Source organism: Bradyrhizobium manausense (assembly GCF_018131105.1).
Lineage (GTDB): Bacteria > Pseudomonadota > Alphaproteobacteria > Rhizobiales > Xanthobacteraceae > Bradyrhizobium > Bradyrhizobium manausense_B.
Genome location: NZ_JAFCJI010000001.1, coordinates 3946241 through 3969851, shown reverse-complemented (window position 1 = coordinate 3969851; position 23611 = coordinate 3946241). Strand labels below are relative to the sequence as shown.

Genomic DNA, 23611 nt, shown 5'->3' with positions numbered 1-23611 from the left:
TCTCTCCCCCGTCATTGCGAGCGCAGCGAAGCAATCCAGACTGTCTCTATGGAACGACTCTGGATTGCTTCGTCGCTTCGCTCCTCGCAATGACGCGTGGAGAGAGCTGAGGCTACACCGTGTCCAGCGCCTTGCCGCGGACATCGGGGCCGAACAGCGACATGGCGATCACCACGATCAGCATCGCCACGGTGATCAGGCCGAACACGCCGATGACGCCGGCTTCCTTCAGCATGTAGGCGACGATGAAGCCCGAGAATGTCGCGCTCAGCCGGCTCATCGAATAGACGAGGCCGGACGCCTGCGCGCGGATCTGGGTCGGGAACACTTCGGTCTGGTAGGCATGATAGGCGTAGGACATCGTCGTGTTGCAGGCCGTCAGCAGCACGCCGCAGACGATCAGCAGCGCCGGCTCGGTCAATTGGGCGAACGCCATGCCGAACACGATGATGGCGATGCAGGCTCCCGCGATGATCCAGCGGCGTTCGAATCTATCGGCGAAGCTCGCCGCGAGCAGCGGCGAGATCGGGTAGGCGAACGCGACGATGAAGGAATATTGCAGGCTCTTGGTGACGGTGATGCCCTTCGCGACCAGCAGGGTCGGGACCCAATTGGCGAAGCCGTAGAAGCCGAAGGCCTGGCAGAGGTTGAACACCATGAACAGGACGACGAGCGAGAGATAGGGCGGGCGGAACAGATCGGCGAAGCCGATGTGCCCGGTCGCCTGCGTCGCTGGCCGGGCAACCGGAGCTGAGGGCCCCGGCGCCGCGCCGCCGCCTCTGGCCTCGAGCGTGGCGAGAATCCGGAATGCTTCCTCGGTGCGGCCGTGGCGGGCGAGCCAGAGCGGGCTCTCGGGCAGGAACAGGCGCAGCACCCAGATGATCATGCTGGCGGCGGCGCCGATCAGCACCACCCAGCGCCAGCCCTCGATGCCGTAGGGCGCGAGCGGCACCAGCCACCAGGCGAGGAACGCGACGATGGGAACGGCGATGAACATGATCGCCTGGTTCACCGCAAAGGCGCGGCCGCGCATCCGGCTCGGCACCAGCTCGGTGATGTAGGCGTCGATGGTGATGACCTCGATGCCGATGCCGACCCCGGCGAGGAAGCGCCAGAGCAACAGGCCGCCTGAAGAGGTCTGGCAGGCCATGATCACGGACGCCGCGGTATAGCCGAGCAGGGCGTAGGTGAAGATCGCGCGCCGGCCGAAACGGTCGGCGAGGAAGCCGAGGAAGAAGGTGCCGACGAACAGGCCGGCAAAGGTCGCAGCGACGAAGGCGCCGATGCCGGAGAAGCCGAAAAAGGCCTGCGTCGTGGTGCTTAATAGTCCGCTGCGGCTGAGGCCCGGCGCGATGTAGCCGGTCAGGAACAGATCGTAGATCTCGAAACAGCCGCCGAGCGACAGCAGGACGATGAGCTTCCAGACATGGCCCGTGGCCGGCATTGCCTCGAGCCGCCGCGAGATCTCGTCCGGTCCTGAAGGCGTAGCGCCGAGCTCAAACCCTGTGTCGATGCCGACAACGCTCATGATGTCCTCCCCGTGGCGCGCGGATCGCGCGCGGTTCCCGGCGGCTCATCTCTGAGGTTTTTCGCAAGCTCTGCCGGACCGCGCCATGTTGGCCGCCGTCAGCCGGAAATCCAGACGAACATATCGATGGAAGCGTTCGAGATTTTCGAACTCGATCTTTCCTGACCTCGCCCCGGCGGGACTGTCGTCATGCCCGGGCTCGTCCCGGGCATCCACGTTCTTCGTGCTGCGCGGCAAGGCGTGGATGGCCGGGTCAAGCCCGGCCATGACGCCGGAAGCGCTCCTCACTCAACCAGCGTCGCCTGCCAACTGCCGCTGCGCACCTGCTCGGCGATCATTTCGAGCATCAACCGTCGCATCTCTTCCATCGCGTAGGTCATTGGGCGGTTGCGCAGGCGGCAGAGATAGAGCGTGCGAGTGAGCTTTGGGGCAATCACTTCGCGCGCGACCAGGCGTCCGGCGGCGAGCTCCTCCCGAGCGAACAGTTTTGTCGCGATGGTGCAACCGAGCCCCTCCACCAGTGCACCGGTCATGCCCGTAATCGAGTTGGCGTGCAGGATCGCGCCGCCCTCGAGCCGCTTGAGCAGGACCGGATCGTCCAGCAGCGCGCGCGAGGAGAGGCCGAGGCCGTAGCGCAGCAGTATCAGCGGCAGCCGGCTCAGCTCCTCGAAGCGGATGGGAGTCTTGGCCTTGCCGACGAGTTTGGGAATGCCGACCAGGAACATCTCCTCTTCGAGCACGGCCTCCGTGATCAGCTCCTTCTCCGACGGCGGATTGTAGACCAGCGCGAGGTCGACGTTGGAGACCATCAGGTGCATCAGCGTCGCGCCCGACAGGCTCTCGGTGAGCGACAGCTTGAGCTTGGGATACTTCGTCAGCACCGTCCGCATCAGCTCCACGCCGATCGCCTTGACGCCGGAATTGGCCATGCCGATCGAGATCTCGCCGGCAATGACGCGCGCGCCCTCGCGCACCTCGGTCTCGGCCTCCGCCATCGCGCGCAGGATGATGCGGGCATGCTCGTAAAGCCGCTCGCCGGCCGCGGTCGGGTCCATGCCGCGCGACTTGCGCTCGAACAGCGGCGTTGCAAACTCGGCCTCCAGATTCGAGATATGATGGCTGAGCGCGGATTGGGCGACGTTCACTTGGTCAGCGGCGCGCGACAGGTTCCGCTGCTCGTAGACGGCAATGAAATAGCGGAGCTGGCGTGAATCCATGTCAGATCAGCTTGGTCCTAAAGCGTTCTATATCTGCGAAGGCAATCTTCGACAGATTATATTTTTAAGAAGACTTGTGAAGACCTAGTCTTCGGGCCGAACAGACAGGGAGTGACGGATGGCTGAGACCGGATTGCCGCTCGAGGGCGTGCGGGTCGTCGAGATGACCCACATGGTGATGGGCCCGACCTGCGGCATGATCCTCGCGCAGCTCGGCGCCGAAGTGATCAAGGTCGAGCCGCCCGCCGGTGACAAGACCCGGTCGCTCGGCGGCATGGGCACGGCGTTCTTTCCGCTGTTCAACCGCGGCAAACGAAGCGTCGTGCTGGATTTCGAGAAGCCTGAAGATCGCGACACCATGCACCGGCTGCTGGAAACGGCCGACGTGTTCCTGGAGAATTTTCGTGATGGCCTGCTCGAGAAGCAGGGGCTTGGCGCGGAGGAATTGCGCCGCCGCCATCCGCATCTGATCGTCGCCGGCCACAAGGGCTTTCTGTCCGGCCCCTACGAGCATCGTCCCGCGCTCGATGAAGTCGTGCAGATGATGTCGGGGCTTGCCGCCATGACCGGCACGAAGGAGAAGCCGCAGCGCGTCGGCTCCTCCGCCAACGACATCATGGGCGGCATGTTCGGTGTGATCGCTATCCTCGCCGCGCTGTATCAGAAGCGCGGCGGAAAGCGCGACGGCGCCGACATCCGCATCGGCCTGTTCGAGAATTGCCTGTTCCTGGTTGCCCAGCACATGGTCGAATACGAGATGACCGGCAACAGGCCGCGCTCGATGCCGGAGCGCGAGCACGCCTGGCCGATCTACGACATCTTCGATGCCGCCGGCGACGGGCGCATTTTCATCGGCGTCGTGACCGAGGGCCACTGGCAGGCATTCTGCCGCGAGTTCGGCCTGAGCGAGTTTCTCGATGACCCGGGTCTGCGCACCACGACCGATCGTATCCTGGCGCGGTCGCGGATTCTTCCGCGCGTGGCCGAGATTGTCAGGCAATGGAACGTGGCAGAGCTGTCGCAAAAGCTCGACGCACTCAACATCTGCTTCTCGCCGGTCAACCGGCCTGAGGATCTGTTGACCGACCCGCATGTGCTGCGGCCTGGTGGCCTCGTCACCAACATCACCGCCGACGGCAAACCGTTCCATGTGCCGACGCTGCCGATCGAATGGAACGGCGACCATCTCGGCGAAGGCCTGAAGGTTGCGCCGCTCGGCGCCGACACATCTGCTGTTCGCGCCGAGATAGACGACAACAACGACGCCACGTCAAAAGCCGCTGGGAGGCGCGCATGAGCCGGATCGAGACCATTTACCCCGCGGACCGCGTTGCCTTGCGCGAAGTCGGCTTGCGCGACGGGCTCCAGCTCGTCAAGAAGTTTCCGTCCACCGAGGCCAAGCAGCGCTGGGTGCGCGAGGAAAATTCCGCCGGCGTCAGGCATTTCGAGGTCGGCTCGTTTCTGCCGGGCAAGACGTTTCCGCAATTCGTCGACGTCCGCGAAGTCATCGCGACGGTGGCGAGCCTGCCCGGCGCCCACGGTATCGCGCTTGCGCTCAACGAGCGCGGCGTGAACGAGGCGCTGGAGTCAGGTGTCGGCGAGATCGCCTCGGTGGTTTCGGCGACCGAAGAGCACAGCCAGGCCAATGCGCACCGCTCGCGCGACTCCGCAATCGCCAATGTGAAGCGTCTCTGCGAGATGCGTGACGCCAGCGCCCACAAGCCGCTGGTCAACGCTGCGATCTCGATGGCGCTGGGCTGCTCGATCACTGGGGAAGTCGACCCTAACGAGGTGTTGCGGCTCGTCGACAAATGCCTGGAGGCCGGCGTCGATTTCGTCGCGATCGCTGACACCGTGGGTTACGCAGGCCCGAAGCAGGTAGGTGAGTTGTCGCGCGCTGCGGTCAAGCTCGCAGGCTCAAAGCCGATCTGCATCCATCTTCACGACACCCGCGGCATGGGCATCGCCAACGCCGCTGCCGCGCTCGACGAAGGCGTTCGCATCCTCGACGGCTCGCTCGGCGGTCTCGGCGGTTGTCCCTTCGCGCCCGGCGCAACCGGCAATGTCGTGTTCGAGGACCTTGTGTTCCTGTGCGAGAGCAAGGGCTTTGCGACGGGCATCGATCTCGACAGGCTGATCACGGTCCGCCAGATCCTGCGCGAGGAAATGCCGAACGAGCAGCTGTATGGCGGCCTGGCGCGAGCAGGATTGCCGGGCGGGAGTGCGGCGAAGGCGGCTTAGCGCCCTCTTTCTTCCTTCTCCCCTTGCGGGAGAAGGTGGCGCGAAGCGCCGGATGAGGGGTTCTCTCCACACGGCAATACTGCTCGTCGGGATAGATACCCCTCACCCGTCTCGCCGCTACGCGGCGAGCTACCCTCTCCCGCAAGGGGAGAGGTGAAGTGCGCTGCTCCTCTAGCGCAAATCACTCATGCCGATGCCCGTGCCCGTGCTTCCGCACCTTGGCCGGCTTGCCGTCCCCCGTCGGAATCATCACCACGCGCCCGTAACGCACGCCACGCTCCGCGATGATGTGGTCGGCAAAGTGCCTGAGTTCGGCGGCGTCGCCGCGCAGCGCCGTCATCTCCATGCAGTTGTTATCGTCGAGATGGACGTGCAGGGTTGCGAGCGCGAGGTCGTGATGGCCGTGGAATTCCTGCACCAGCCGCTTTGAGAGATCGCGCGCGGCGTGGTCGTAGACATAGACCAAGCCGGCGACACATTGGCCGCTTCGCGCCGTGTCCTCGCTCGATTGCTGCAGCCCGGCGCGAGTAAGGTCGCGGATGATCTCGGAGCGGTTCTGGTAGCCGCGGGCTTCGGCTGCGGCATCGATCTTCGCCAGCAGATCGTCCTCGATCGTGATCGTAATCCGCTGCATCAGGTCTCCTCCGCGTATGCCGCCGAATGGACCTGTTCTACACGGATTTGACCTCCCTCACAGCCGCGTCGCACGCAGCCTTAGCGCGTTGCCGACCACGCTCACCGAGGACAGCGCCATCGCGGCGGCCGCGATGATTGGCGACAGCAGCACGCCGAAGGCGGGGTAGAGGATGCCGGCCGCAATCGGAATGCCGGCGGCGTTGTAGATGAAGGCGAAGAACAGGTTTTGCCTGATATTGCTCATCGTCGCCTGCGACAGCTTTCGTGCCCGGACGATGCCGGTGAGGTCGCCCTTCAAGAGCGTCACGCCGGCGCTCTCCATCGCCACGTCGGTGCCGGTGCCCATGGCGATGCCGACTTCGGCTGCCGCCAGCGCGGGCGCATCGTTGACGCCGTCGCCGGCCATCGCGACGCTGCGGCCGGCCTTTTGCAGGCTCGTCACCACCGCGCTCTTCTGGTCCGGCAGCACCTCAGCCTCGATATCGGCAATGCCGAGCCGGCGCGCCACCGCGTCCGCCGTGGTGCGGTTGTCACCGGTCAGCATGATGACCTTGATGCCCTCGGCGGCGAGCGCCCTCAGCGCCTCAGGTGTCGAAGCCTTAACAGGATCAGCGATCGCAAAAAGTCCGGCGAGTGCGCCGTCGATCGCCATGTTGATGACGGTCGCGCCGTCGCCGCGCAACCGTTCGGCCTCGGCATCAAGCGCCTTTGTGTCAATGCCGATCGATGCCAGATATTTCGCGTTGCCGAGCGTGATGGACTTGCCGTCGACCTTGCCGGTCGCGCCCTTGCCCGTCGGCGAATCGAACGCTTCCACCCGGCCAAGAGCGAGCTGCTTTTCCTTTGCCGCGCGCATGATGGCGTCGGCCAGCGGATGTTCGCTGGCGCGCTCCACACTGGCTGCAAGCCGCAGGATGTCATCCTCGGCAAAGCCGGATGCCGGCACGATCCCGACGACCTTGGGCTTGCCTTCGGTCAGCGTGCCTGTCTTGTCGACCACCAGCGTATCGATCTTCTCCATCCGCTCCAGCGCTTCGGCATTCTTGATCAGCACGCCAGCTTGTGCGCCGCGGCCGACGCCGACCATGATTGACATCGGGGTGGCAAGACCCAGTGCACAGGGGCAGGCGATGATCAGCACGCTGACGGCGGCGACGAGACCGAAAGCCAGTCGCGGCTCCGGCCCGTACCAGGCCCATGCAGCGAAGGCGATGATGGCAACGGCGATGACTGATGGCACGAACCAGCCGGCGACCTGATCGGCCAGCCGCTGGATCGGGGCGCGTGAGCGCTGTGCGTCGGCGACCATCTGCACGATCTGCGACAGCAGCGTCTCGCGCCCGACCTTGTCGGCGCGCATGATGAAGCTGCCGGATTGATTGAGCGTGCCGGCGATGACGTTTGCGCCGGTCTCCTTGGTGACGGGCATGGACTCGCCTGTCACCAGCGACTCGTCGAGCGAGGAACGTCCTTCGATGATCACGCCGTCGACCGGGACCTTCTCGCCGGGACGAACACGCAGGCGGTCGCCGGCATGGAGCGTGTCGATCTCGACTTCATGCTCGCTGCCGTCAGCATCGACGCGTCGCGCGGTCTTTGGCGCCAGCTGCAACAGCGCCTTGATCGCGCCTGACGTTGCATCGCGGGCGCGCAGCTCCAGCACCTGGCCGAGCAAGACCAGAACGGTGATCACCGCGGCGGCTTCGAAATAGACGGCAACGGCGCCGCCATGATCGCGGAAGGTTTCAGGGAAAATCTGCGGCGCGAGGGTGCCGATCAGACTGTAGATATAGGCGACGCCAGTGCCCATCGCGATCAGCGTGAACATGTTGAGGTTGCGCGTGCGCAGTGATTGCCAGCCGCGTACTAAAAATGGCCAGCCGGCCCAGAGCACCACCGGAGTGGCGAACACGAGCTGAATCCAGTTCGACAGCACAGGGTCGATCCAGTTGTGGGGACCCGCGAGATGGCCGCCCATCTCCAGCACCACCGGCGGCAACGCCAACGCCCCGCCGATCCAGAATCGCCGCGTCATGTCGGCGAGTTCCGGGTTGGGACCTGACTCCAGGCTCACCACGTCCGGCTCCAGCGCCATGCCGCAGATCGGGCAGCTGCCGGGACCGGCCTGGCGGATCTCCGGATGCATCGGGCAGGTGTAGATCGTGCCTGCAGGCATCTCCGGCTCGGGCGCCTTCTCCCTGGCGAGATATTTTGCGGGATCGGCAGCGAATTTGGTGCGGCAGCCGGCCGAACAGAAATGAAAGGTCTCGCCGCGATGCTCGAAGCGATGCTTCGAGGTCGCAGGATCGACCGTCATGCCGCAGACGGGATCGAGAACCTTTGCAGTGGCCGCGCCATTGTCATGAGCATGATGATGGGCATGATCGGCACGATTGCCATGTCCGCCGCAGCAGGACGACGCGGCAGGTTTGGGCGCGGGCTTTGCGGAGCAGCCGCATCCGGACTGCGTGTCTCCGTCATGATGATGGCTGTGGTCCGCTTCGTTCATTCCTGCACTCCGGCCTTGTAACCGATACCCGGTAGGGGTATATAGACCTCATGCGCAAGGACATCAAGGCATCCGTCGGAAAACGCCTCGGCCGGATCGAGGGCCAGGTTCGCGGCCTCTCGAAGATGGTGGAGGAGGACCGCTACTGCATCGACATCGTCACGCAGATCTCGGCGGTGCGGGCCGCGCTGCGCCGGGTCGAGGAAGAGGTCTTGAAGGACCACGTCGCGCACTGCGTCGAGCATGCGATCGCGAGCGGCGACAAGTCGGACCAGCGGGAAAAGATTGCGGAACTGATGGCGGTGATCGGGCGGGCGGAGCGGTAGGCTTTCCCGTCATTGCGAGGAGCGTAGCGACGAAGCAATCCAGAATCCCTCCGCGGAAGATTCTGGATTGCTCCGCTGCGCTCGCAAATGGCGGTGGTTGGAATTCTCTAGGCTGCCCTCTCTCGCGAGCGTCCCCGGCGTCTCGGCCGGTACATCGCGAGCCTCTTCAGCAGCGGCAAATGATCGGAGCCGCGTTCGACCTCAGCGGTCACCGCGTTCACTTGCTCAGCCGGAACCTCAGCCGGCGCTTCTTCGTCAATCGCTTCAGGAACGAGCGGCGGCGAACTGACCGTTTCTGGAAACACACCGAATGAGCCCGCTACCTCCTCGAGCGGCTTTTGCTTGTCGGCCCAGTGCAGGGCTGTGTAGTCGAAGCCGTGCACGATGGTGGGTTTGACGACTTCGAAATAGGGCGAGATGTCGAAGTCGCGGGGCATGTAGAGCGAGGAATCGCGGATGTGCAGGATCTCCCGGCGGGCGGCGCGGCTACCGGCCTTGGTGATCTTCGGCAGGATCGGGTAGCGCACGGCGTCGAAGGCCTGCGCGATCAGCGCGGAGCAGATGATCTTGGTCGGATCGCCCGAGCCGATCGCGATCATGCGCCGCCGCCAGCGCTGCGGCACCGGGAGCGGGAACAGGAAGCGCATCAGGTCGATGATGTTCTTGGTGTCGTAGCCGAAGCCGATGCGGTTGATCGCATAGCGGCACACCGTGGTGCGGTCCTCGTAGGACAGCCCGACCGGACGACAGAGGCGGGTGTGATAGGGGAAATATTTCGACAGCGGCGCGGAGGTGACGCCCTCGCCGATATTGGCCTCGATCAGCACATGCGGCTCGCCGTCGGGCTCCACCGCGCCTTCGACCGGACCCACATAGAGCGCGGCATGCGACCAGGTCGACTGCGTCAGATATTTGATGATGCCGGAGATGCGGTTGTTACCCTCGACCAGCATGACGTCGCCGGGCTGGATCACGCCGCGCAGGTGCTCGGGGTCGCTCGGCGTGAACGGCTCGTAGCCCGGCACCTCCTTCGAGAGGTACGCGGCGATCACCTTGCCGACTGAATCTAGGACCGTCCCCATGAACTCCCCCGGGCCTTTCTGGCCATCTTTTTTTCCATCTGTATCATGGTCGAAACCTGTTGCAATTCGGTTCATGGGTCTGTGACCTCAAGCACGATTGATTCACCATGATGGTTGCTGCGCAACATCAGATGCGGCAAAGTTCGCTGGCTGTTCCCGTTCGCTGCAAGTCCCCGGAAACCATGACATGACAATCACGCGCCGCAGCTTCCTATCGGCGTCGGCGGCCTTTGCCGCAGCGCCGGTCCTGCGCGCAACGGCCGCACCGCTGCCGCGCGAGGCTGACATTGTCGTGATCGGTGCGGGAGCGGCGGGTATCGCTGCAGCGCGGCGCGTCTTGGCGGCCAATCGCAAGGTCGTGGTGGTGGAGGCGTCCTCGCAGATCGGCGGGCGCTGCATCACGGATAGCTCTACCTTCGATGTGCCGTTCGACCGCGGTGCACGCTGGATGCACAATCCCGAGACCAATCCGATGATCCGCCTTGCGCGCAGCGCCGGGCTCGATGTCTCGCCGGCCCCCTCGGGCCAGAAGATGCGCATCGGCCGCCGCAATGCGCGCGCGGGCGAGACCGAGGACTTTCTGGCGGCGCTGGTGCGTGCCAACCGTGCCATCGACGAGGCCGCGCGTGGCAAGCTCGACACGTCTTGCGGGTCGGTCCTGCCAAAGGATCTCGGCGATTGGGCGGGCGCCGCCGAATTCGTGCTCGGCGCGAGCTTTGCCGGCAAGGATCTGAAGGAACTGTCGGCGATCGACAAGGCGCGCGCACAGGATCGCAACGCTCCGATCGCCTGTCGTCAGGGTCTGGGCACGTTGATCGCCAAACTCGGCGAGCAGGCGCCGATCGTGCTTTCGACGCCGGCCAGCCGCATCCTCTGGAGCAATCGCGACGTCAGCGTGGAGACGCAATCGGGCAAGATCGTCGCCCGCGCCGCCATCATCACGGTCTCGACCAACGTGCTCATGTCAGGCGCGATCAAGTTCGCGCCCGACATTCCCAAGCGCACCCTGGACGCCGCGTCAAAGCTCACGCTCGGCAGCTACGATCACATCGTGCTGCAACTGCCGGGCAATCCGCTCGGACTCTCGCGTGACGACATCCTGATCGAGCAAAGCAACTCGACGCGCACCGCGCTGATGTACGCCAATATCGGCGGATCCTCGCTGTGTTCGATCGACGTCTGCGGTTCGTTCGGCCGCGATCTCTCGGAGCAGGGCGAGAAGGCGATGGCGGCCTTCGCGAAGGAGTGGATCACGAAACTGTTTGGCAGCGAGGCGACGGCCGCCGGGCAGAAGACCGCTGCGACGCGCTGGAACGCCTCGCCCTATGTCATGGGCGCGATGTCGGCGGCTTCGCCCGGCGGACAGCTGTCGCGAAAAATCTTGAGCGAGCCGGTCGGCAACATGTTCCTCGCCGGCGAAGCCACGCACGACACGCTCTGGGGCACCGTCGACGGCGCCTGGGAAAGCGGCGAACGCGCCGCCGACGCCGCGCTGCGCAAGATCGGTGCGCTGAAGGACGAACCGGCCGACGTGCCGACGCAGTCGACGAGGAAGCGCCGCGCGCCGCGGCATTAGGGCAACTCTCTGTTGTCGTCCTGGACTAGCGCAGCGAAGCGGAGCGCAGATCCAGGATCCATTACCCCAGGATCTAGTACGAAGGCCTGTAGTTATCAGCTCACGCTACAATCGCTGACCGGGGTAATGGGTCCTGGCTTTCGCCAGGACGACAACTAGCGCAACACCCCGTCCAGCACCGGCAGCCCGGTGATCACGGCCATCGCGATCAGGGCGTAGCAGATCCTGCGGAAGACCATCTCGCTGGCGCGGCCGAACAGCGAGGCGCCGAAGGCGACGCCGAGCGCATAGACCGGGCCGACGATCAGCGAGAGCACGAGCGACTCGCGCGAGATCAGGCCTGTCGTGGCATAGCTAAGCATCGAGAAGCAATCCGACGCGCCGAAGAACAGCACGATGTTGGCGCGCGCGACGAGCGGCGCAATGGGACGGCCGAGCCAGTAACCCACGATCGGCGGCCCGCCGGTTTGCGCAAGGCCGCTGCAGAAGCCGGAGAGGCCGCCGATGCCGACCGAGAGCCAGGCATGGTCCTTGCCGCGATAGCGCCAGCCCGACAGCAGCAGCAGAAGCAGCGCGGCGACGAAGCAGGAGATGATCCAGCGCGTGGTGACGGGCTCGAGCACGCTGAGGAAATAGGTGCCGGCGGGCACGCCGACCAGCGCGCCCAGCACGATCACGGCGGTCGCCTTGCGGTCCGCCTTGCGCCAGGCGTTGGGCAGCAGCGGCGCGGCCGAGACGAAATCGATGACGAGCAGAAGTGCCGCAACCAGCCGCGGCGCCGCAACGCTGCTTGCCAGCGGCATGAAGATCAACGCCGCGCCGAACCCCGAGAAGCCGCGCGCAGTGCCCGAGACGAAAGCGATGGCGCAGAGCGCCATCGCAATGGTGAGACTGACATCCCTGGGAAGGAAGTCCGTAAGCGTCATGCTCTCAACGTACCGCCGGTCTTCTTCGTGACCTCCGCCACGATCTTCGCGGCGACGGCCTCGATCTCCTGGTCGGTCAGCGTCTTCTCGCGCGGCTGGATCGTCACGGCGATGCCGATCGACTTCTTGCCGTCGTCGATGCCCTTGCCCTCATAGAGGTCGAACACGTTCACGCCGGTGATCAGCTTCCTGTCGACGCCCTGCGCAGCGCGCACGATGTCGGCGGCTTTCACCGTGCGGTCAACGATGAAGGCGAAGTCGCGCGACACGGGCTGGAACGCCGACAGGTCGATCAGCGGTTTTGCGCGCGTCGGCTTCTTCTTCGCTTCCGGGATGCGATCGAGGGTCACCTCGAACACGACAAGCGGACCGTCGGCGCCGAGTGCCTCCAGCGCGCGCGGATGCATCTCGCCAAAATAGCCGAGCACGTTCTGCGGTCCGATCTGGATCGTGCCGGAGCGGCCCGGATGCAGCCACGCGGGACCACCGGCGACGATCTGAAGCGCCTGCATGGGAGCGCCGGCCGCGGCCAGCACCGCGAGCGCGTCGGCCTTGGCGTCAAACACGTCGGCCTGATCAGAGCCGGACCAATGCCGCCCCAATCCTTCCGACGACGCAAGGCCGCGGCGCACGCCGCTCGCCGTCATGAACTGATCCTGCGGACGATCACCCCTGAAGACCTGGCCGACCTCGAACAGCACCACGTCGCCATAGCCGCGATCGGCATTGGCCTGCGCGGCAGCGACCAGACCCGGCAGCAGGCTCGGCCGCATGTCGGAGAGATCGGCGGCAATCGGGTTGGCGACTTCGAGCTCGCGCTGTCCGCCGCCGAACAATTGTGCCGCGGCCTTCGTGATGAACGACCACGTCACCGCCTCGGTCATGCCGCGGCTCGCCAGCGCGCGCCGTGCCCGGCGGGTGCGAAGCTGCAGCGGCGTCAGCACCGGTTTGCGCGCGTCCTCGCCGCGCTCGAACGGGGTCATCGGCACCTTGTCGACACCGTAGATGCGGACGACTTCCTCGACGATATCGGCCTTGCCGTGCACGTCGGTCCGCCATGACGGCACCGCGACCTTCACGACCGGGCCCGGACCGGCCATCATGAAGCCGAGATGGGTCAGGATGCGCTTCATCTCCGGCATCGGCACCTCGATGCCGGACAGACGCTTCACCTCGGTCACCGGGAATTCGATGATGCGGTCGTCACCGAACGCCTTGCCGACCACGACGTTGTCCGACGGCGCGCCGCCGCACATGTCCATCACCAGCCTGGTGGCGAGCTCGAGCCCGGGCACCATGAAGGCCGGATCGACGCCGCGCTCGAAGCGATAGCGCGCATCGGAGTTGATGCCGAGCTTGCGGCCCGTCTGGGCGATGTTGATCTCGTTCCACAACGCCGATTCGATCAGGACGTCGGTGGTGGTCTCGTCGCACCCCGAGGCCTCGCCGCCCATGATGCCCGCGAGCGACTCGACGCCGTGCTCATCGGCGATCACGCAAGTTGAGGGATCGAGGTTATAGGTGCGGCCGTCGAGCGCGAGCAGTGTTTCGCCGTCGCGGGCACGGCGCACGACCAGATTGCCCTTCACCTTGCTGGCGTCGAACACGTGCAGCGGGCGCGCGCGGTCGTAGGTCATGAAGTTGGTGATGTCGACAAGCGCATTGATCGGACGCAGGCCGATCGCGGTCAGCCGCTTTTGCAGCCATTCCGGCGACGGGCCGTTCTTCACGCCGCGCACGAGGCGCAGCGCGAAGCCCGGACACAGCGTGGCGTCTTCGACCGTGACCTTCACCGGGCAGGGGAATTCGCCCTTGATCGGCTTGATCGACGGGTCCTTGAACTTGCCCATATCGGCAGCGGCGAGATCGCGCGCGATACCGTGCACGCCGGTGCAGTCCTGCCGGTTCGGCGTCAGGTTGATCTCGATCACGGGATCGCCGAGCGCGGCCCATTCGGCATAGCCGGCACCAACAGGCGCATCCGCCGGCAATTCCATGATGCCGTCATGGTCGTTGGAGATCTGCAACTCGGCCGCCGAGCACAGCATGCCGCGGCTCTCGACGCCCCTGATGGTGCCGACACCGAGCGTGATGTCCTTGCCGGGAATGTAGGTGCCGGGCGGCGAGAATACACTGACGAGCCCCGCGCGCGCATTCGGCGCTCCGCACACGACCTGCACCGGCGCGCCACCGTCACCGGTGTCGACCATGCAGACGCGCAGGCGGTCGGCATTCGGGTGCTGCTCGGCCGAGATCACCTTCGCAATGGTGAACGGCTTCAGCGCCTTCGCCTTGTCCTCGATGTTCTCGACCTCGAGCCCGATCATGGTGAGCTTGTCGGCGAGCTTTTCCAAGGGCTCGTCGGTGTCGAGATGATCCTTCAGCCAGGAGAGGGTGAATTTCACGAGCTCAGCCCTCCGGCGAGTGTCGGCACTTCGAGCGGCTTGAAGCCGTAATGGTTGAGCCAGCGGACGTCGCTGTCGAACAGCTGGCGCAGATCGGCGATGCCGTATTTCAGCATGGCGATGCGGTCGATGCCCATGCCCCAGGCAAAACCCTGGTACTCGTCGGGATCGATGCCGCAGGCGCGCAGCACATTCGGATGCACCATGCCGCAGCCGAGGATCTCCATCCAGTCCTCGCCCTCGCCGAAGCGGATATCGTTCTTGTCACGGCGGCACTGCAAGTCGACTTCCAGCGACGGCTCGGTGAACGGGAAGAACGACGGACGGAAGCGCATGTTGATGTGGTCGACCTCGAAGAATGCCTTGCAGAACTCATGCAGGATCCATTTGAGGTGGCCGAGATGCGAATGCTTGTCGATGACGAGGCCTTCGACCTGGTGGAATTGCGGCGTGTGGGTCGCATCCGAATCGATGCGGTAGGTGCGGCCCGGGCAGATCACGCGGATCGGCGGCTTCTGGGTCAGCATGGTGCGCACCTGCACCGGCGAGGTGTGGGTACGGAGCAGCATGCGCGATCCGTCCTCCTTCGGATGGAAGAAGAACGTGTCGTGCATCTCGCGCGCCGGATGGCCTTCCGGGAAATTCAGCTTGGTGAAGTTGTAATCGTCGGTCTCGATATCCGGACCTTCAGCGACCGAGAAACCCATGTCAGCGAAGATCGTGGTGAGCTCGTCCCACACCTGGCTCAGCGGATGGATGCGGCCGGCCTCGGCCTGCGCGTCGCGCAGCGGCAGCGTGACGTCGACGGTCTCGGAGGCGAGCCGTGCGTCGAGCGCGGCTGATTTCAGCACATCGCGCCGCGCGGCGAGCGCCTCGGCGACCTTGTCCTTGGCCTGGTTGATCGCCGCGCCCTGCGTCTTGCGCTCGTCGGGCGACATCTTGCCGAGCGTGGCGAGCAGCGCCGAGATCGAGCCCTTCTTGCCGAGGGCTGCGACGCGCACCGCTTCGAGCGCGCCTTCATCGCCGGCGGCGGCGATCTGGTCGAGGATGGATGTTTCAAGCGTTGCGAGGTCGGACACAGGCAAATCCTTGGCTCCAAATTCGGCTGGGTTGTCGCCGCCAGAAGGGCGTAACGTCAAGCAAAAAGCCGGTCATTTCGGGGTTGGACCAGCTGGGTTGAACCTCGCGCGGGGGCAGGGCACCAAGGGAGGTTACGAGGAGACCTTCGCGATGCTTTCGAAATCCGCTCTCGCCGTCCTGGCCATCGTGTTGCCGGTCGCCGTCACGCCTGCGCGCGCCATGGTCTGCATGGACAAATCCATGACGCTGGACGAGGTCGTCGACACCATCGGCAGCCAGAAGGGCTGCGACAGCGCGATGAAGGTCTTCAGGGATTGCGAACTGACCGCGAGCGGCGATGTCCAGCTCGGCGCCGCCGTTGAAAAGAAATGCGAGGCGGACTTCAAGCCCGGCCTCAACGCCGCGCAGAGCAAGGCCTACAAGCGCGAGATGCACGCGTGCGACGTTAAGTACCGGAACAAGTCCGGCACCATGTATCTCTCGTTTACGGCATTCTGCCGGGCGGAGGTCGCCCAGCGCTACTCGCAACGCGCGCTGAAGTCTGCGGGCCAGACGGCCCGCTAGCGCCAAGCTTAGGCCGCGAGAGCGGCCTTGGCCTTCTCGGCGATCAGCTGGAACGACGCGGGCTCGTGGATCGCGAGATCCGACAGCACCTTGCGGTCCACAGTGATGCCCGACTTGGCGAGACCGTCGATAAATCGGCTGTAGGTCAGGCCGAACGGACGGACGGCCGCGTTGAGACGCTGGATCCAGAGCGCGCGGAAGGTGCGCTTCTTACGCTTGCGGTCGCGGAAGGCGTACTGCTGGGCCTTCTCCACGGCCGGCTTGGCGGCGCGGATGGTGTTCTTGCGGCGGCCGTAGAAACCCTTGGCGGCCTTGTAGACTTTCTTGTGCTTGGCGTGAGCGGTCACACCGCGTTTGACGCGAGACATGACGAAATCCTTCAGAGATGACTTGGTTTTTCGGATCGCCGCGCAAAACGCGGCGCAGATGGCAATGATCTTCGTCGATCTTGGACGCGATCAGGCGTTCGGCAAGAAGTACTTCTTGACGTTGTCGCCGTCGGTCTTGAACAGCACAGCGGTGCCGCGAAGCTGACGGATCTGCTTCTTCGTCCGCTTGATCATGCCGTGACGCTTGCTGCGATGAGCGAACATCACTTTGCCGGTGGCAGTCACCTTGAAGCGCTTTTTAGCGCCCGATTTGGTCTTCAGCTTGGGCATTTGGCTCTCCTAATGGCCAACGAAATCCGCCCGCGAAGGCGGCGTGGCCGTCAAAAATGCTCGTTAGAGCGTTGATTGTGCTCAGGTTTTTGCGAACAAGCGCGAAACCCGCACGAACACCGCCACGGCAGCCCTTAATCAGCCGGGCGATGAAGGTCGGGCTTATGACAGAGAACGGGCGAATTGGCAACGACGATGAACCCGCGAAACCTGCTCGCCGACTATTGGGTGTTGCGACCTCGTTGTTCACGCCGCCTCGTCCGGAGCAGGACCAAAATGGCCCATTTTTCCCGATCGATTTTACCTGTTGTCGCCCGTCCCCGTAGCCTCGCGCTGTTTACCGTGCTCGCCATGGCGGCCGTCCCGTCGACCGCCGATGCCCGCATCGCCGGCTATGACGGCGTCTGGAATGTCACCTTTGCCACCACCCGCGGCAATTGCAGCTCGGGCTACAGCGTCCCCTTCACCGTGACCGGGACCCGGGTCTCGTCCGCCGGCGGCGGCAGGGTGTCCGGCTCGGTCAATCACGGCGGAGCCGTTGCGGTCCAGGTGTCGGTCGGCGCCTCTCACGCCACCGGCGGTGGTCGGCTCGGCGGTGCAGCCGGGGCAGGCTCCTGGCGGGGCATCATCTCCGGTGACCAATGCAGCGGAACCTGGCAGGCGTCGCGGACCTGAGAACACAAACGGCCCGCCGGAGATCCGGACGGGCCGTTAAGACTTTAGCTGTTGCGCGTTGGCTTCAGCGCGGCGCCAGCACCATGACGACCTGGCGGCCTTCGAACCGGGCGTCCTGCTCAACCTTGGCGAGCTCGGCAACGTCGGTCTTGATCTTGTCCAGCAGTTTGGTGCCGATCTCCTGGTGCGCCATTTCGCGGCCGCGATAACGCAGGGTGATCTTGACCTTGTCGCCTTCCTCGAAGAACCGCAGCATCGCGCGCATCTTCACGTCATAGTCGTGGTCGTCGATCATCGGACGGAGCTTGATCTCCTTGATCTCGACGGTCTTCTGACGCTTGCGGGCTTCGGCGGCTTTCTTCTGCGCGGAATACTTATACTTCCCGTAGTCCATGATCTTGCAGACGGGAGGGCTGACATTTGGCGAAATCTCAACCAGATCCATGCCGGCTTCCTGGGCCATCTTGATGGCCATCATCGTCTCGACCGTGCCTTTGTTTTCACCGGTCTGATCGATCAGCTGGATCTGCGCGTTGCGAATATCATCATTGATGCGCGGCCCGTCTTTGCTGGCAACGGGCGGGGCTCTATTGGGACGGCGAATGGGTGGTTCTCCAAGATTGTGAAAGGAAGCGGCTATTTTGCAGGAAGATGCGTTTGGCGGCAAGCAAGTCGCTGTTGCGAGCAGCGAAAAACCCTCAAATGCGAGGCATTTTGGCCACGCTTTTCGGCACGGTGCACGACATAGACACCTTGCCCCTGTTCCGCAAGCGTCCCAAAGGGACAATGCCAATATAGGGTTGCGTTCGGGTACGCACCCGAACACGTCAAACCGCACAACCAGAGCAAACGTTCCATGACCTCAGCAATTTCCGATGCCGTGCTCGACTTCATCGAATTGGGCGAGGGCTCCTCGGCGCGCAGGATCGCGGTGCGCCACCGCGCCGGCCAAGGATCTGGTCAAGGGCCCGGCGTGGTCTGGCTCGGCGGCTTCAAATCCGACATGCAGGGCGGCAAGGCGGTGGCGCTGGACGGCTGGGCCGGCGAGCATGGCCGTGCCGCCGTCCGGTTCGACTATTCCGGCCATGGCGAATCCAGCGGCGATTTCGCCGACGGAACCATCGGAAGCTGGCTCGAGGACAGCGTCGCGGTGTTCGAGCGGTTCTGCACCGGTCCGCAAATTTTGATCGGCTCCTCCATGGGCGGCTGGATGGCGCTGCTGCTCGCGCGCGAGATCAGGAAGCGTCAGGAAAAGCAGCAAGCCAAAGCCTCGCTTGCGGGCCTGGTGCTGATTGCGCCGGCGCCCGACTTCACTGAAGAACTGATGTGGAAGAACTTTTCGCCCGACGTGAAGAAGGAGATCGAGACCAAGGGCTTTTGGCTCAGGCCATCCGAATATGGCGACGGCACGCCCTATCCGATCACGCGCAAGCTGATCGAGGAGGGCCGCAACCATCTCGTGCTCGGCAGCGCCATCGATCTCGGTTGCCCCGTCCGCATTCTGCAAGGCGCGCAGGATCCCGATGTGCCGTGGCAGCATGCCTTCGCACTGACGCACCGCCTGCCGGCCGACGACGTCGTGCTCACCATGATCCAGGATGGCGATCACCGCCTCTCCCGTCCGCAGGACATCGCACGCATTCTTGCTGCGGTGGCGGAGATCGGGTGAAGTGTCTTTCGCCTCCCTTCTCCCCTTGCGGAGAAGGTGGCGCGAAGCGCCGGATGAGGGGTTCTTTCCGCGGAGACATACCCCTCACCCGTCTCAATCGCGCGACGCGCGATTGATCCACCCTCTCCCACGAGGGGAGAGGGAAAGAAAAACAAGGGAGGCAATCCAATGACAACCACCACCGCCATGCTGCGCGCGTTCTGCGACGCGGTCGAACAACGCAACGGCCGCGCCTTTGCCGACCTGTTCACCGAGGACGGCGTCTATCACGACGTCTTCTACGGCGCGTTCGCGGGCCGCGAAAAAATCGCCGCGATGGTCGACGACTGGTTCTATCGCACGGCGACGGATTTCCGCTGGGACATGCATGACCCTGTCACCAACGGCACCACGCTCTATGCGCGCTACACCTTCAGCTACAAATCAACTCTGCCGGAAGCGAACGGCGCGCGGGCGATGTTCGAGGGCGTGGCGATCATGACGCTGCGTGACGGCAGAATCGTCAGCTATCACGAGGTCGCCAACACGGCGCCTGCGTTCGTCGATCTGAAGTTCGCGCCTGAAAGGATCGCGAAGATCGTCGGCAAGCAGGGGGCGGAGCTCAAGGCGCGGCCGGAGATGAAGCGGCATCTCGCCTAGCCATCATTCCGGGCTCACGCTTCGCGTGCCCCGGAATGACAAAAACTACGGCGGCGGCGGCTTCGCCATCGGCTTGCGCTGCGCAAGCGCGGCGACTGTCGCGGTGCCGATCGGGCCCTGCTCGTCATAGAGCCAGCATTCGCCGATCGCCACGCCGTCGGTGGCCTGGTGGTTCACCACGTCGAAACCGATCCAGTTCGTCACCGGCAAACGGTGCAGATAGATCGTCACGTCGCTGTTGATGTAGCCGAGCCCCTTGTCGCCGGCATTCGCAAACGGGCTCGCGAAATCTGCGCCAACAGCGACATGCACGAACGGCGTCATCGGCACGCCCGCAACGAGCTCGCGTACTTCGCTCATCCAGAGTTTTCGTGGACCGAGCGAGCCCATATGGCCGACGATCGGGCGCGTCGTCCATTTGCCGTTCATGCCGAGCCGGGGATCGGTCGGCTTTGGAATGTCAGCCGGCTTCGGCACGTCCCAGTTCGGCGGCGACCACACATTGCCGTCCGGATTCTGCGTTTTGCGCAACAGCTGGCACGACGCGCGCGCCATGCTGACGCCGGCCGAAAAGAACTCCGCCTCGACCACGCGAATGCGCATCCCGTCGCGCACGAGCCGGGTCGTGACCTCGATCGGCTTGTCGATGGTGGGCAGCTTGTACATGTCGACGGTGAGCCGCGCCGGCACGAACTCAGGGCCGGAATGGCGTTCCTCAATGGCGAAGCCGAGCAGTCCGACGATGACGCGTCCGTGCAGCGATTTCGGATCCCACGGGCCGTTAGCCACTTCCGTCGGATGGAATGTATCGCCGTCGCGGGTGAAGAAGGGAATGCTTGTTGTCATGACGCGCGACTTTGCGGGAATGGGCGGGGAAATCAAGGGTGGTGAAGCGCGTACGGGGGCAGCAACAACAATGGTGCCATCGCCCGACTTGATCGGGCGATCCAGGACTCCGAGACGGCAGTGATTGCCCGAGAAGCCGCGGCGTACTGGATTCCCCGCTTTCGCAAGGAGTGACACCGAGAGTTAGGTGGCGGCCTGCCACTCCTCACGCACGCCGTCGTCGCGTTCGTTGTCCAACGCGACGGCTCTCATCGCCGCAAACGCGTCCCGCGCCACCAGCTGCCCCAGCGCCCACACCGCAGCGCCACGCACCAGCGGGCTCGCATCATCAAGCAGTCGCCGCGCTTCGTCCGCCAGCGCCGCCTCACCGGAATTTCCGATCGCGATCAGTACGTTCCGCAAGAAGCGATCACGGCCGATGCGCTTCACGGGCGATTTTGTGAACAGCGCACGAAACGCGGCGTCGTCGAGTCGCGAAAGCTCAGCGAGACCAGGCGCGCGCAATTCATCGCGCGCCGCGAGCTTTGCTTCACGCCCCTCTTGCGCAAACTTGTTCCAGGGGCAGGCCGCAAGGCAATCGTCGCAGCCATAGATGCGGTTGCCGATCGCTTTACGGAACTCCTGCGGGATCGGTCCCTTGTTCTCGATGGTGAGATACGAGATGCAGCGCCGCGCATCGAGCTTGTAGGGCGCGGGGAATGCCGAGGTCGGACAGATGTCGAGGCAGGCCCGGCATGAGCCGCAATGGTCGATCTCCGTGTCGTCGCGCGGCAGCTCGAGCGTGGTGTAGATCGCGCCGAGAAACAGCCATGAGCCGAATTCGCGTGAGACCAGATTGGTGTGCTTGCCCTGCCAGCCCAGATGCGCGGCTTGCGCGAGCGGCTTCTCCATCACCGCCGCGGTATCGACGAACACCTTCACCTCGCTCGGCGCGGTCACGACCAGCCAGCGCGCCAGCGCCTTCAGCCGCTTCTTGATGAGGTCGTGATAGTCGTCGCCCTGCGCATAGACCGAGATCGCCGCGCGCGTGCGCTGCTGCAGGATCGCGAGCGGATCCTGGTCGGGCCCGTAATTGACGCCGAGCATGATCACGCTGCGCACGTCCTGCCACAGCCCGCGCGGATCGACGCGACGCTCCGGCTGGTTCGCGAGCCAGTCCATGTCGCCATGGCCGCCCGTGGCGATGAATTCGAGAAAATGCGCACCGGCCTTTTCGATCGTGCCCGGCTCGGTGATGCCGATGCAGTCGAAGCCGAGCGCTTGCGCTTCGCGCGCCAGCGCCGCCTTCAGTTCAGTCGGATCGGAGGTCAGAAATCCAGGTCCACGTAGGTCCGCGATGCCGGCACGCCAGCCAGCCATTCGCTCAGCAGCGGACGGAACGACGGGCGGGATTTCACCCGCGCGTACCACGCCTTTGCTGCGTCGTCCTCGCTCCATGGCACGTCGCCCAGATAGTCGATCGCCGAGAGATGCGCCGCGGCGGCGAGGTCCGCGTAGGTCATCCGGTCGCCGGCGAGGAAGTTACGCGTCTGCGCCAGCCAGCCGATATAGGCGAGATGATAGCGCACGTTGGCCTTGGCGGCGCGCATCACGTCGGGCGAGGGCGGTCCTCCGCCACTCTCCTCGTTCATGAAGCGCTTGTAGATGCGCTCGGTGACCAGCGGGTGGGAGACTTCCTCGAAGAACTTTTCGTTGAACCAGGCCATCAGCCGGCGCACTTCGACGCGCTCGGCGATCGTCTCCGGCATCAGGCGCTTGGGGCCCATCTCGGCGCCATAGGCCTCGTCGATATATTCGGCGATGATGGCCGCGCCCGGGATCGGCGGCTGCTCGTCGTCCACCAGCACCGGCGTGGTGCCCGCCGCATTGAGCAGCAGAAACGCCTCGCGCCGTTCCCAGCTGCGCTCCTCGGCCAGCTTCAGTTCGAGCCCGTATTCGCCCGCGATCAGGCGGATGAAGCGCGAGTGCGGACAGAACGGATGATGAAACAGCGTAAACATGAACCCTTTGACTATTTGATGGTGCTTAAGAATCCATCAATGTTTGTGCGGCGCCACACTAGTTCTTCAAAACCGCGAGACAACCCGTCATTTCGCATTTTGCGATTGCAGCATTTGGGGGAATAGGCGAGAAGAACCCCGCTTTTCCAGCGGAAATGGACCGTAAATATGTCAGATACAATACGGGCAGTGATCCTCGGCATCATCGAGGGTGTGACCGAGTTCCTTCCCGTGTCCTCGACAGGCCACCTGCTGCTTGCTGAGCGTTTCTTCGGCCTCGGCGAGGGCGCCTTCTGGGATTCGTTTACCGTTCTGATCCAGCTCGGCGCCATCCTCGCGATCGTCGTGCTCTACTTCAAGAAATTGTGGGATGTCGCGATCGGTATGTTTACGGGCGATGCCTATGCGCGCCGCTTCGTGATCGGCGTGCTGGTCGCGTTCCTGCCCGCTGTCATCGTCGGCCTCGTGGCCGGCAAATACATCAAGAGCCTGCTGTTCAATCCCTGGGTGGTGTGCTTCTCGCTGATCGTCGGCGGCGCCATCCTGCTGTGGGTCGATCGGCTCGATCTGAAGGCGCGCGAGCATGACGCCACCAAGTTTCCGCTGCTGATGTATCTCTATATCGGCATCGCGCAGTGCATCGCGATGATCCCGGGCGTGTCGCGCTCCGGGGCCAGCATCGTCGCCGCGATGTTTTTGGGCGCGGACAAGCGGGCAGCGGCGGAGTTCTCGTTTTTCCTCGCCATTCCCACCATGATCGGCGCGTTCGCCTACGACTTCTACAAGAACCGCTCCGAGATGACGATGGATCACATCGGCATCGTCGCGATCGGCTTCGTGGTGTCGTTCATCACCGCGATCATCGTGGTGAAGGCGTTCCTCGGCTACGTCACCCGCCACGGCTTTGTGGTGTTCGCCTGGTGGCGCGTCATCGTCGGCACGCTCGGCCTGATCGCGCTGGCGCTGGGCCGTTAACTTCTCGAAAAACTCGCTGACAAGCCTCAACGCAATATCAGCTTTTGACAGCTAGGCA

24 protein-coding genes are annotated in these 23611 nt (G+C 64.3%); 9 read left to right on the top strand and 15 right to left on the bottom strand.

Annotated features, from left to right (window positions below):
* Nucleotides 1-112 precede the first annotated feature (112 nt).
* The 3 genes from JQ631_RS18920 to JQ631_RS18910 are packed head-to-tail and all read right to left on the bottom strand — an operon-like array spanning nucleotide 113 to nucleotide 2745.
* Nucleotides 113-1528: an MFS transporter gene (locus JQ631_RS18920; RefSeq protein WP_212328175.1), complete on the bottom strand. Its 1416-nt coding sequence runs from the start codon at nucleotides 1526-1528 to the stop codon at nucleotides 113-115.
* A 45-nt stretch (nucleotides 1529-1573) separates the two neighbouring features.
* Nucleotides 1574-1795, bottom strand: a complete 222-nt coding sequence (locus JQ631_RS18915) for a hypothetical protein (protein WP_212328174.1) — start codon at nucleotides 1793-1795, stop codon at nucleotides 1574-1576.
* A gap of 17 nt (nucleotides 1796-1812) precedes the next feature.
* Nucleotides 1813-2745 carry a LysR family transcriptional regulator gene (locus tag JQ631_RS18910; RefSeq protein ID WP_212328173.1) on the bottom strand — a complete coding sequence of 311 codons (933 nt, stop codon included), beginning with the start codon at nucleotides 2743-2745 and terminating at the stop codon, nucleotides 1813-1815.
* A gap of 118 nt (nucleotides 2746-2863) precedes the next feature.
* On the opposite strand from JQ631_RS18910, the gene JQ631_RS18905 reads away from it, so the two are divergent.
* Both JQ631_RS18905 and JQ631_RS18900 read left to right on the top strand, forming a co-directional pair.
* Complete coding sequence (locus tag JQ631_RS18905; RefSeq protein ID WP_212328172.1) at nucleotides 2864-4042, top strand: CoA transferase; 1179 nt, start codon at nucleotides 2864-2866, stop codon at nucleotides 4040-4042.
* Nucleotides 4039-4986 carry a hydroxymethylglutaryl-CoA lyase gene (locus tag JQ631_RS18900; RefSeq protein ID WP_212328171.1) on the top strand — a complete coding sequence of 316 codons (948 nt, stop codon included), beginning with the start codon at nucleotides 4039-4041 and terminating at the stop codon, nucleotides 4984-4986. The genes JQ631_RS18905 and JQ631_RS18900 overlap by 4 nt, the downstream gene beginning before the upstream one ends.
* Nucleotides 4987-5167: 181 nt before the next feature.
* Here the strand turns inward: JQ631_RS18900 and nikR are convergent, their stop codons facing one another.
* Nucleotides 5168-5620 carry a nickel-responsive transcriptional regulator NikR gene (gene nikR / locus JQ631_RS18895; protein WP_212328170.1) on the bottom strand — a complete coding sequence of 151 codons (453 nt, stop codon included), beginning with the start codon at nucleotides 5618-5620 and terminating at the stop codon, nucleotides 5168-5170.
* 57 nt (nucleotides 5621-5677) lie between these two features.
* Entirely contained in the window at nucleotides 5678-8131 is a 2454-nt protein-coding gene (locus JQ631_RS18890) for a heavy metal translocating P-type ATPase (RefSeq protein ID WP_212328169.1), read from the bottom strand.
* Nucleotides 8132-8181: 50 nt separating this feature from the next.
* Between JQ631_RS18890 and JQ631_RS18885 the strand changes: the two genes are divergently transcribed.
* Complete coding sequence (locus tag JQ631_RS18885; RefSeq protein WP_027535553.1) at nucleotides 8182-8457, top strand: metal-sensitive transcriptional regulator; 276 nt, start codon at nucleotides 8182-8184, stop codon at nucleotides 8455-8457.
* A 107-nt stretch (nucleotides 8458-8564) separates the two neighbouring features.
* On the opposite strand, the gene JQ631_RS18880 is transcribed toward JQ631_RS18885, so the two are convergent.
* On the bottom strand, nucleotides 8565-9539 hold the full coding sequence (locus tag JQ631_RS18880) for a YiiX/YebB-like N1pC/P60 family cysteine hydrolase (RefSeq protein WP_212328168.1): 975 nt from the start codon (nucleotides 9537-9539) through the stop codon (nucleotides 8565-8567).
* A 187-nt stretch (nucleotides 9540-9726) separates the two neighbouring features.
* On the opposite strand from JQ631_RS18880, the gene JQ631_RS18875 reads away from it, so the two are divergent.
* Nucleotides 9727-11115, top strand: coding sequence for a flavin monoamine oxidase family protein (locus JQ631_RS18875; RefSeq protein ID WP_212328167.1), 1389 nt, complete (start codon nucleotides 9727-9729; stop codon nucleotides 11113-11115).
* A 155-nt stretch (nucleotides 11116-11270) separates the two neighbouring features.
* Here the strand turns inward: JQ631_RS18875 and JQ631_RS18870 are convergent, their stop codons facing one another.
* From JQ631_RS18870 to pheS, 3 genes are read right to left on the bottom strand one after another with little or no spacing between them, the layout of a single operon-like run.
* Nucleotides 11271-12041 carry a sulfite exporter TauE/SafE family protein gene (locus JQ631_RS18870; protein WP_212328166.1) on the bottom strand — a complete coding sequence of 257 codons (771 nt, stop codon included), beginning with the start codon at nucleotides 12039-12041 and terminating at the stop codon, nucleotides 11271-11273.
* Complete coding sequence (gene pheT / locus JQ631_RS18865; RefSeq protein ID WP_212328165.1) at nucleotides 12038-14446, bottom strand: phenylalanine--tRNA ligase subunit beta; 2409 nt, start codon at nucleotides 14444-14446, stop codon at nucleotides 12038-12040. The genes JQ631_RS18870 and pheT overlap by 4 nt, the downstream gene beginning before the upstream one ends.
* Nucleotides 14443-15525 carry a phenylalanine--tRNA ligase subunit alpha gene (gene pheS, locus JQ631_RS18860; protein WP_212328164.1) on the bottom strand — a complete coding sequence of 361 codons (1083 nt, stop codon included), beginning with the start codon at nucleotides 15523-15525 and terminating at the stop codon, nucleotides 14443-14445. Before pheS ends, pheT begins: the two co-directional genes overlap by 4 nt.
* Before the next feature lie 151 nt (nucleotides 15526-15676).
* On the opposite strand from pheS, the gene JQ631_RS18855 reads away from it, so the two are divergent.
* Nucleotides 15677-16090, top strand: coding sequence for a hypothetical protein (locus tag JQ631_RS18855; protein ID WP_212328163.1), 414 nt, complete (start codon nucleotides 15677-15679; stop codon nucleotides 16088-16090).
* Between the two features lie 8 nt (nucleotides 16091-16098).
* On the opposite strand, the gene rplT is transcribed toward JQ631_RS18855, so the two are convergent.
* Both rplT and rpmI read right to left on the bottom strand, forming a co-directional pair.
* Nucleotides 16099-16458, bottom strand: a complete 360-nt coding sequence (gene rplT / locus JQ631_RS18850; protein WP_092239381.1) for a 50S ribosomal protein L20 — start codon at nucleotides 16456-16458, stop codon at nucleotides 16099-16101.
* 90 nt (nucleotides 16459-16548) lie between these two features.
* Entirely contained in the window at nucleotides 16549-16749 is a 201-nt protein-coding gene (rpmI, locus tag JQ631_RS18845) for a 50S ribosomal protein L35 (RefSeq protein WP_007598540.1), read from the bottom strand.
* A gap of 276 nt (nucleotides 16750-17025) precedes the next feature.
* On the opposite strand from rpmI, the gene JQ631_RS18840 reads away from it, so the two are divergent.
* Nucleotides 17026-17424 carry a hypothetical protein gene (locus JQ631_RS18840; protein WP_212328162.1) on the top strand — a complete coding sequence of 133 codons (399 nt, stop codon included), beginning with the start codon at nucleotides 17026-17028 and terminating at the stop codon, nucleotides 17422-17424.
* Nucleotides 17425-17488: 64 nt separating this feature from the next.
* Here the strand turns inward: JQ631_RS18840 and infC are convergent, their stop codons facing one another.
* On the bottom strand, nucleotides 17489-18028 hold the full coding sequence (gene infC, locus JQ631_RS18835; protein ID WP_212328651.1) for a translation initiation factor IF-3: 540 nt from the start codon (nucleotides 18026-18028) through the stop codon (nucleotides 17489-17491).
* Between the two features lie 252 nt (nucleotides 18029-18280).
* Between infC and JQ631_RS18830 the strand changes: the two genes are divergently transcribed.
* Complete coding sequence (locus JQ631_RS18830) at nucleotides 18281-19093, top strand: alpha/beta hydrolase (RefSeq protein WP_212328161.1); 813 nt, start codon at nucleotides 18281-18283, stop codon at nucleotides 19091-19093.
* Between the two features lie 168 nt (nucleotides 19094-19261).
* Nucleotides 19262-19732 (top strand): nuclear transport factor 2 family protein, encoded by a 471-nt coding sequence (locus tag JQ631_RS18825; protein ID WP_212328160.1) that lies wholly within the window; start codon nucleotides 19262-19264, stop codon nucleotides 19730-19732.
* A gap of 45 nt (nucleotides 19733-19777) precedes the next feature.
* Here JQ631_RS18825 and JQ631_RS18820 read toward each other — a convergent pair whose 3' ends face one another.
* The 3 genes from JQ631_RS18820 to JQ631_RS18810 form a co-directional block, all read right to left on the bottom strand.
* A complete protein-coding gene (locus JQ631_RS18820; protein ID WP_212328159.1) occupies nucleotides 19778-20578 on the bottom strand; it encodes an acyl-CoA thioesterase domain-containing protein in 801 nt (266 codons plus the stop codon).
* A gap of 183 nt (nucleotides 20579-20761) precedes the next feature.
* Nucleotides 20762-21937: a tRNA epoxyqueuosine(34) reductase QueG gene (gene queG / locus JQ631_RS18815; protein WP_212328158.1), complete on the bottom strand. Its 1176-nt coding sequence runs from the start codon at nucleotides 21935-21937 to the stop codon at nucleotides 20762-20764.
* Nucleotides 21886-22578 carry a glutathione S-transferase family protein gene (locus JQ631_RS18810; protein WP_212328157.1) on the bottom strand — a complete coding sequence of 231 codons (693 nt, stop codon included), beginning with the start codon at nucleotides 22576-22578 and terminating at the stop codon, nucleotides 21886-21888. The genes queG and JQ631_RS18810 overlap by 52 nt, the downstream gene beginning before the upstream one ends.
* A 168-nt stretch (nucleotides 22579-22746) precedes the next feature.
* On the opposite strand from JQ631_RS18810, the gene JQ631_RS18805 reads away from it, so the two are divergent.
* Nucleotides 22747-23553, top strand: a complete 807-nt coding sequence (locus JQ631_RS18805; RefSeq protein WP_212328156.1) for an undecaprenyl-diphosphate phosphatase — start codon at nucleotides 22747-22749, stop codon at nucleotides 23551-23553.
* The last annotated feature ends 58 nt before the right edge of the window (nucleotides 23554-23611 follow it).

Coding starts and splice junctions, on each gene's coding strand:
- JQ631_RS18920 (WP_212328175.1), bottom strand. CDS start 1,528: ATGAGCGTTGTCGGCATCGACACAGGGTTTGAGCTCGGCGCTACGCCT.
- JQ631_RS18915 (WP_212328174.1), bottom strand. CDS start 1,795: ATGGCCGGGCTTGACCCGGCCATCCACGCCTTGCCGCGCAGCACGAAG.
- JQ631_RS18910 (WP_212328173.1), bottom strand. CDS start 2,745: ATGGATTCACGCCAGCTCCGCTATTTCATTGCCGTCTACGAGCAGCGG.
- JQ631_RS18905 (WP_212328172.1), top strand. CDS start 2,864: ATGGCTGAGACCGGATTGCCGCTCGAGGGCGTGCGGGTCGTCGAGATG.
- JQ631_RS18900 (WP_212328171.1), top strand. CDS start 4,039: ATGAGCCGGATCGAGACCATTTACCCCGCGGACCGCGTTGCCTTGCGC.
- nikR (WP_212328170.1), bottom strand. CDS start 5,620: ATGCAGCGGATTACGATCACGATCGAGGACGATCTGCTGGCGAAGATC.
- JQ631_RS18890 (WP_212328169.1), bottom strand. CDS start 8,131: ATGAACGAAGCGGACCACAGCCATCATCATGACGGAGACACGCAGTCC.
- JQ631_RS18885 (WP_027535553.1), top strand. CDS start 8,182: ATGCGCAAGGACATCAAGGCATCCGTCGGAAAACGCCTCGGCCGGATC.
- JQ631_RS18880 (WP_212328168.1), bottom strand. CDS start 9,539: ATGGGGACGGTCCTAGATTCAGTCGGCAAGGTGATCGCCGCGTACCTC.
- JQ631_RS18875 (WP_212328167.1), top strand. CDS start 9,727: ATGACAATCACGCGCCGCAGCTTCCTATCGGCGTCGGCGGCCTTTGCC.
- JQ631_RS18870 (WP_212328166.1), bottom strand. CDS start 12,041: ATGACGCTTACGGACTTCCTTCCCAGGGATGTCAGTCTCACCATTGCG.
- JQ631_RS18855 (WP_212328163.1), top strand. CDS start 15,677: ATGCTTTCGAAATCCGCTCTCGCCGTCCTGGCCATCGTGTTGCCGGTC.
- rplT (WP_092239381.1), bottom strand. CDS start 16,458: ATGTCTCGCGTCAAACGCGGTGTGACCGCTCACGCCAAGCACAAGAAA.
- rpmI (WP_007598540.1), bottom strand. CDS start 16,749: ATGCCCAAGCTGAAGACCAAATCGGGCGCTAAAAAGCGCTTCAAGGTG.
- JQ631_RS18840 (WP_212328162.1), top strand. CDS start 17,026: ATGGCCCATTTTTCCCGATCGATTTTACCTGTTGTCGCCCGTCCCCGT.
- JQ631_RS18830 (WP_212328161.1), top strand. CDS start 18,281: ATGACCTCAGCAATTTCCGATGCCGTGCTCGACTTCATCGAATTGGGC.
- JQ631_RS18825 (WP_212328160.1), top strand. CDS start 19,262: ATGACAACCACCACCGCCATGCTGCGCGCGTTCTGCGACGCGGTCGAA.
- JQ631_RS18820 (WP_212328159.1), bottom strand. CDS start 20,578: ATGACAACAAGCATTCCCTTCTTCACCCGCGACGGCGATACATTCCAT.
- queG (WP_212328158.1), bottom strand. CDS start 21,937: ATGGCTGGCTGGCGTGCCGGCATCGCGGACCTACGTGGACCTGGATTT.
- JQ631_RS18810 (WP_212328157.1), bottom strand. CDS start 22,578: ATGTTTACGCTGTTTCATCATCCGTTCTGTCCGCACTCGCGCTTCATC.
- JQ631_RS18805 (WP_212328156.1), top strand. CDS start 22,747: ATGTCAGATACAATACGGGCAGTGATCCTCGGCATCATCGAGGGTGTG.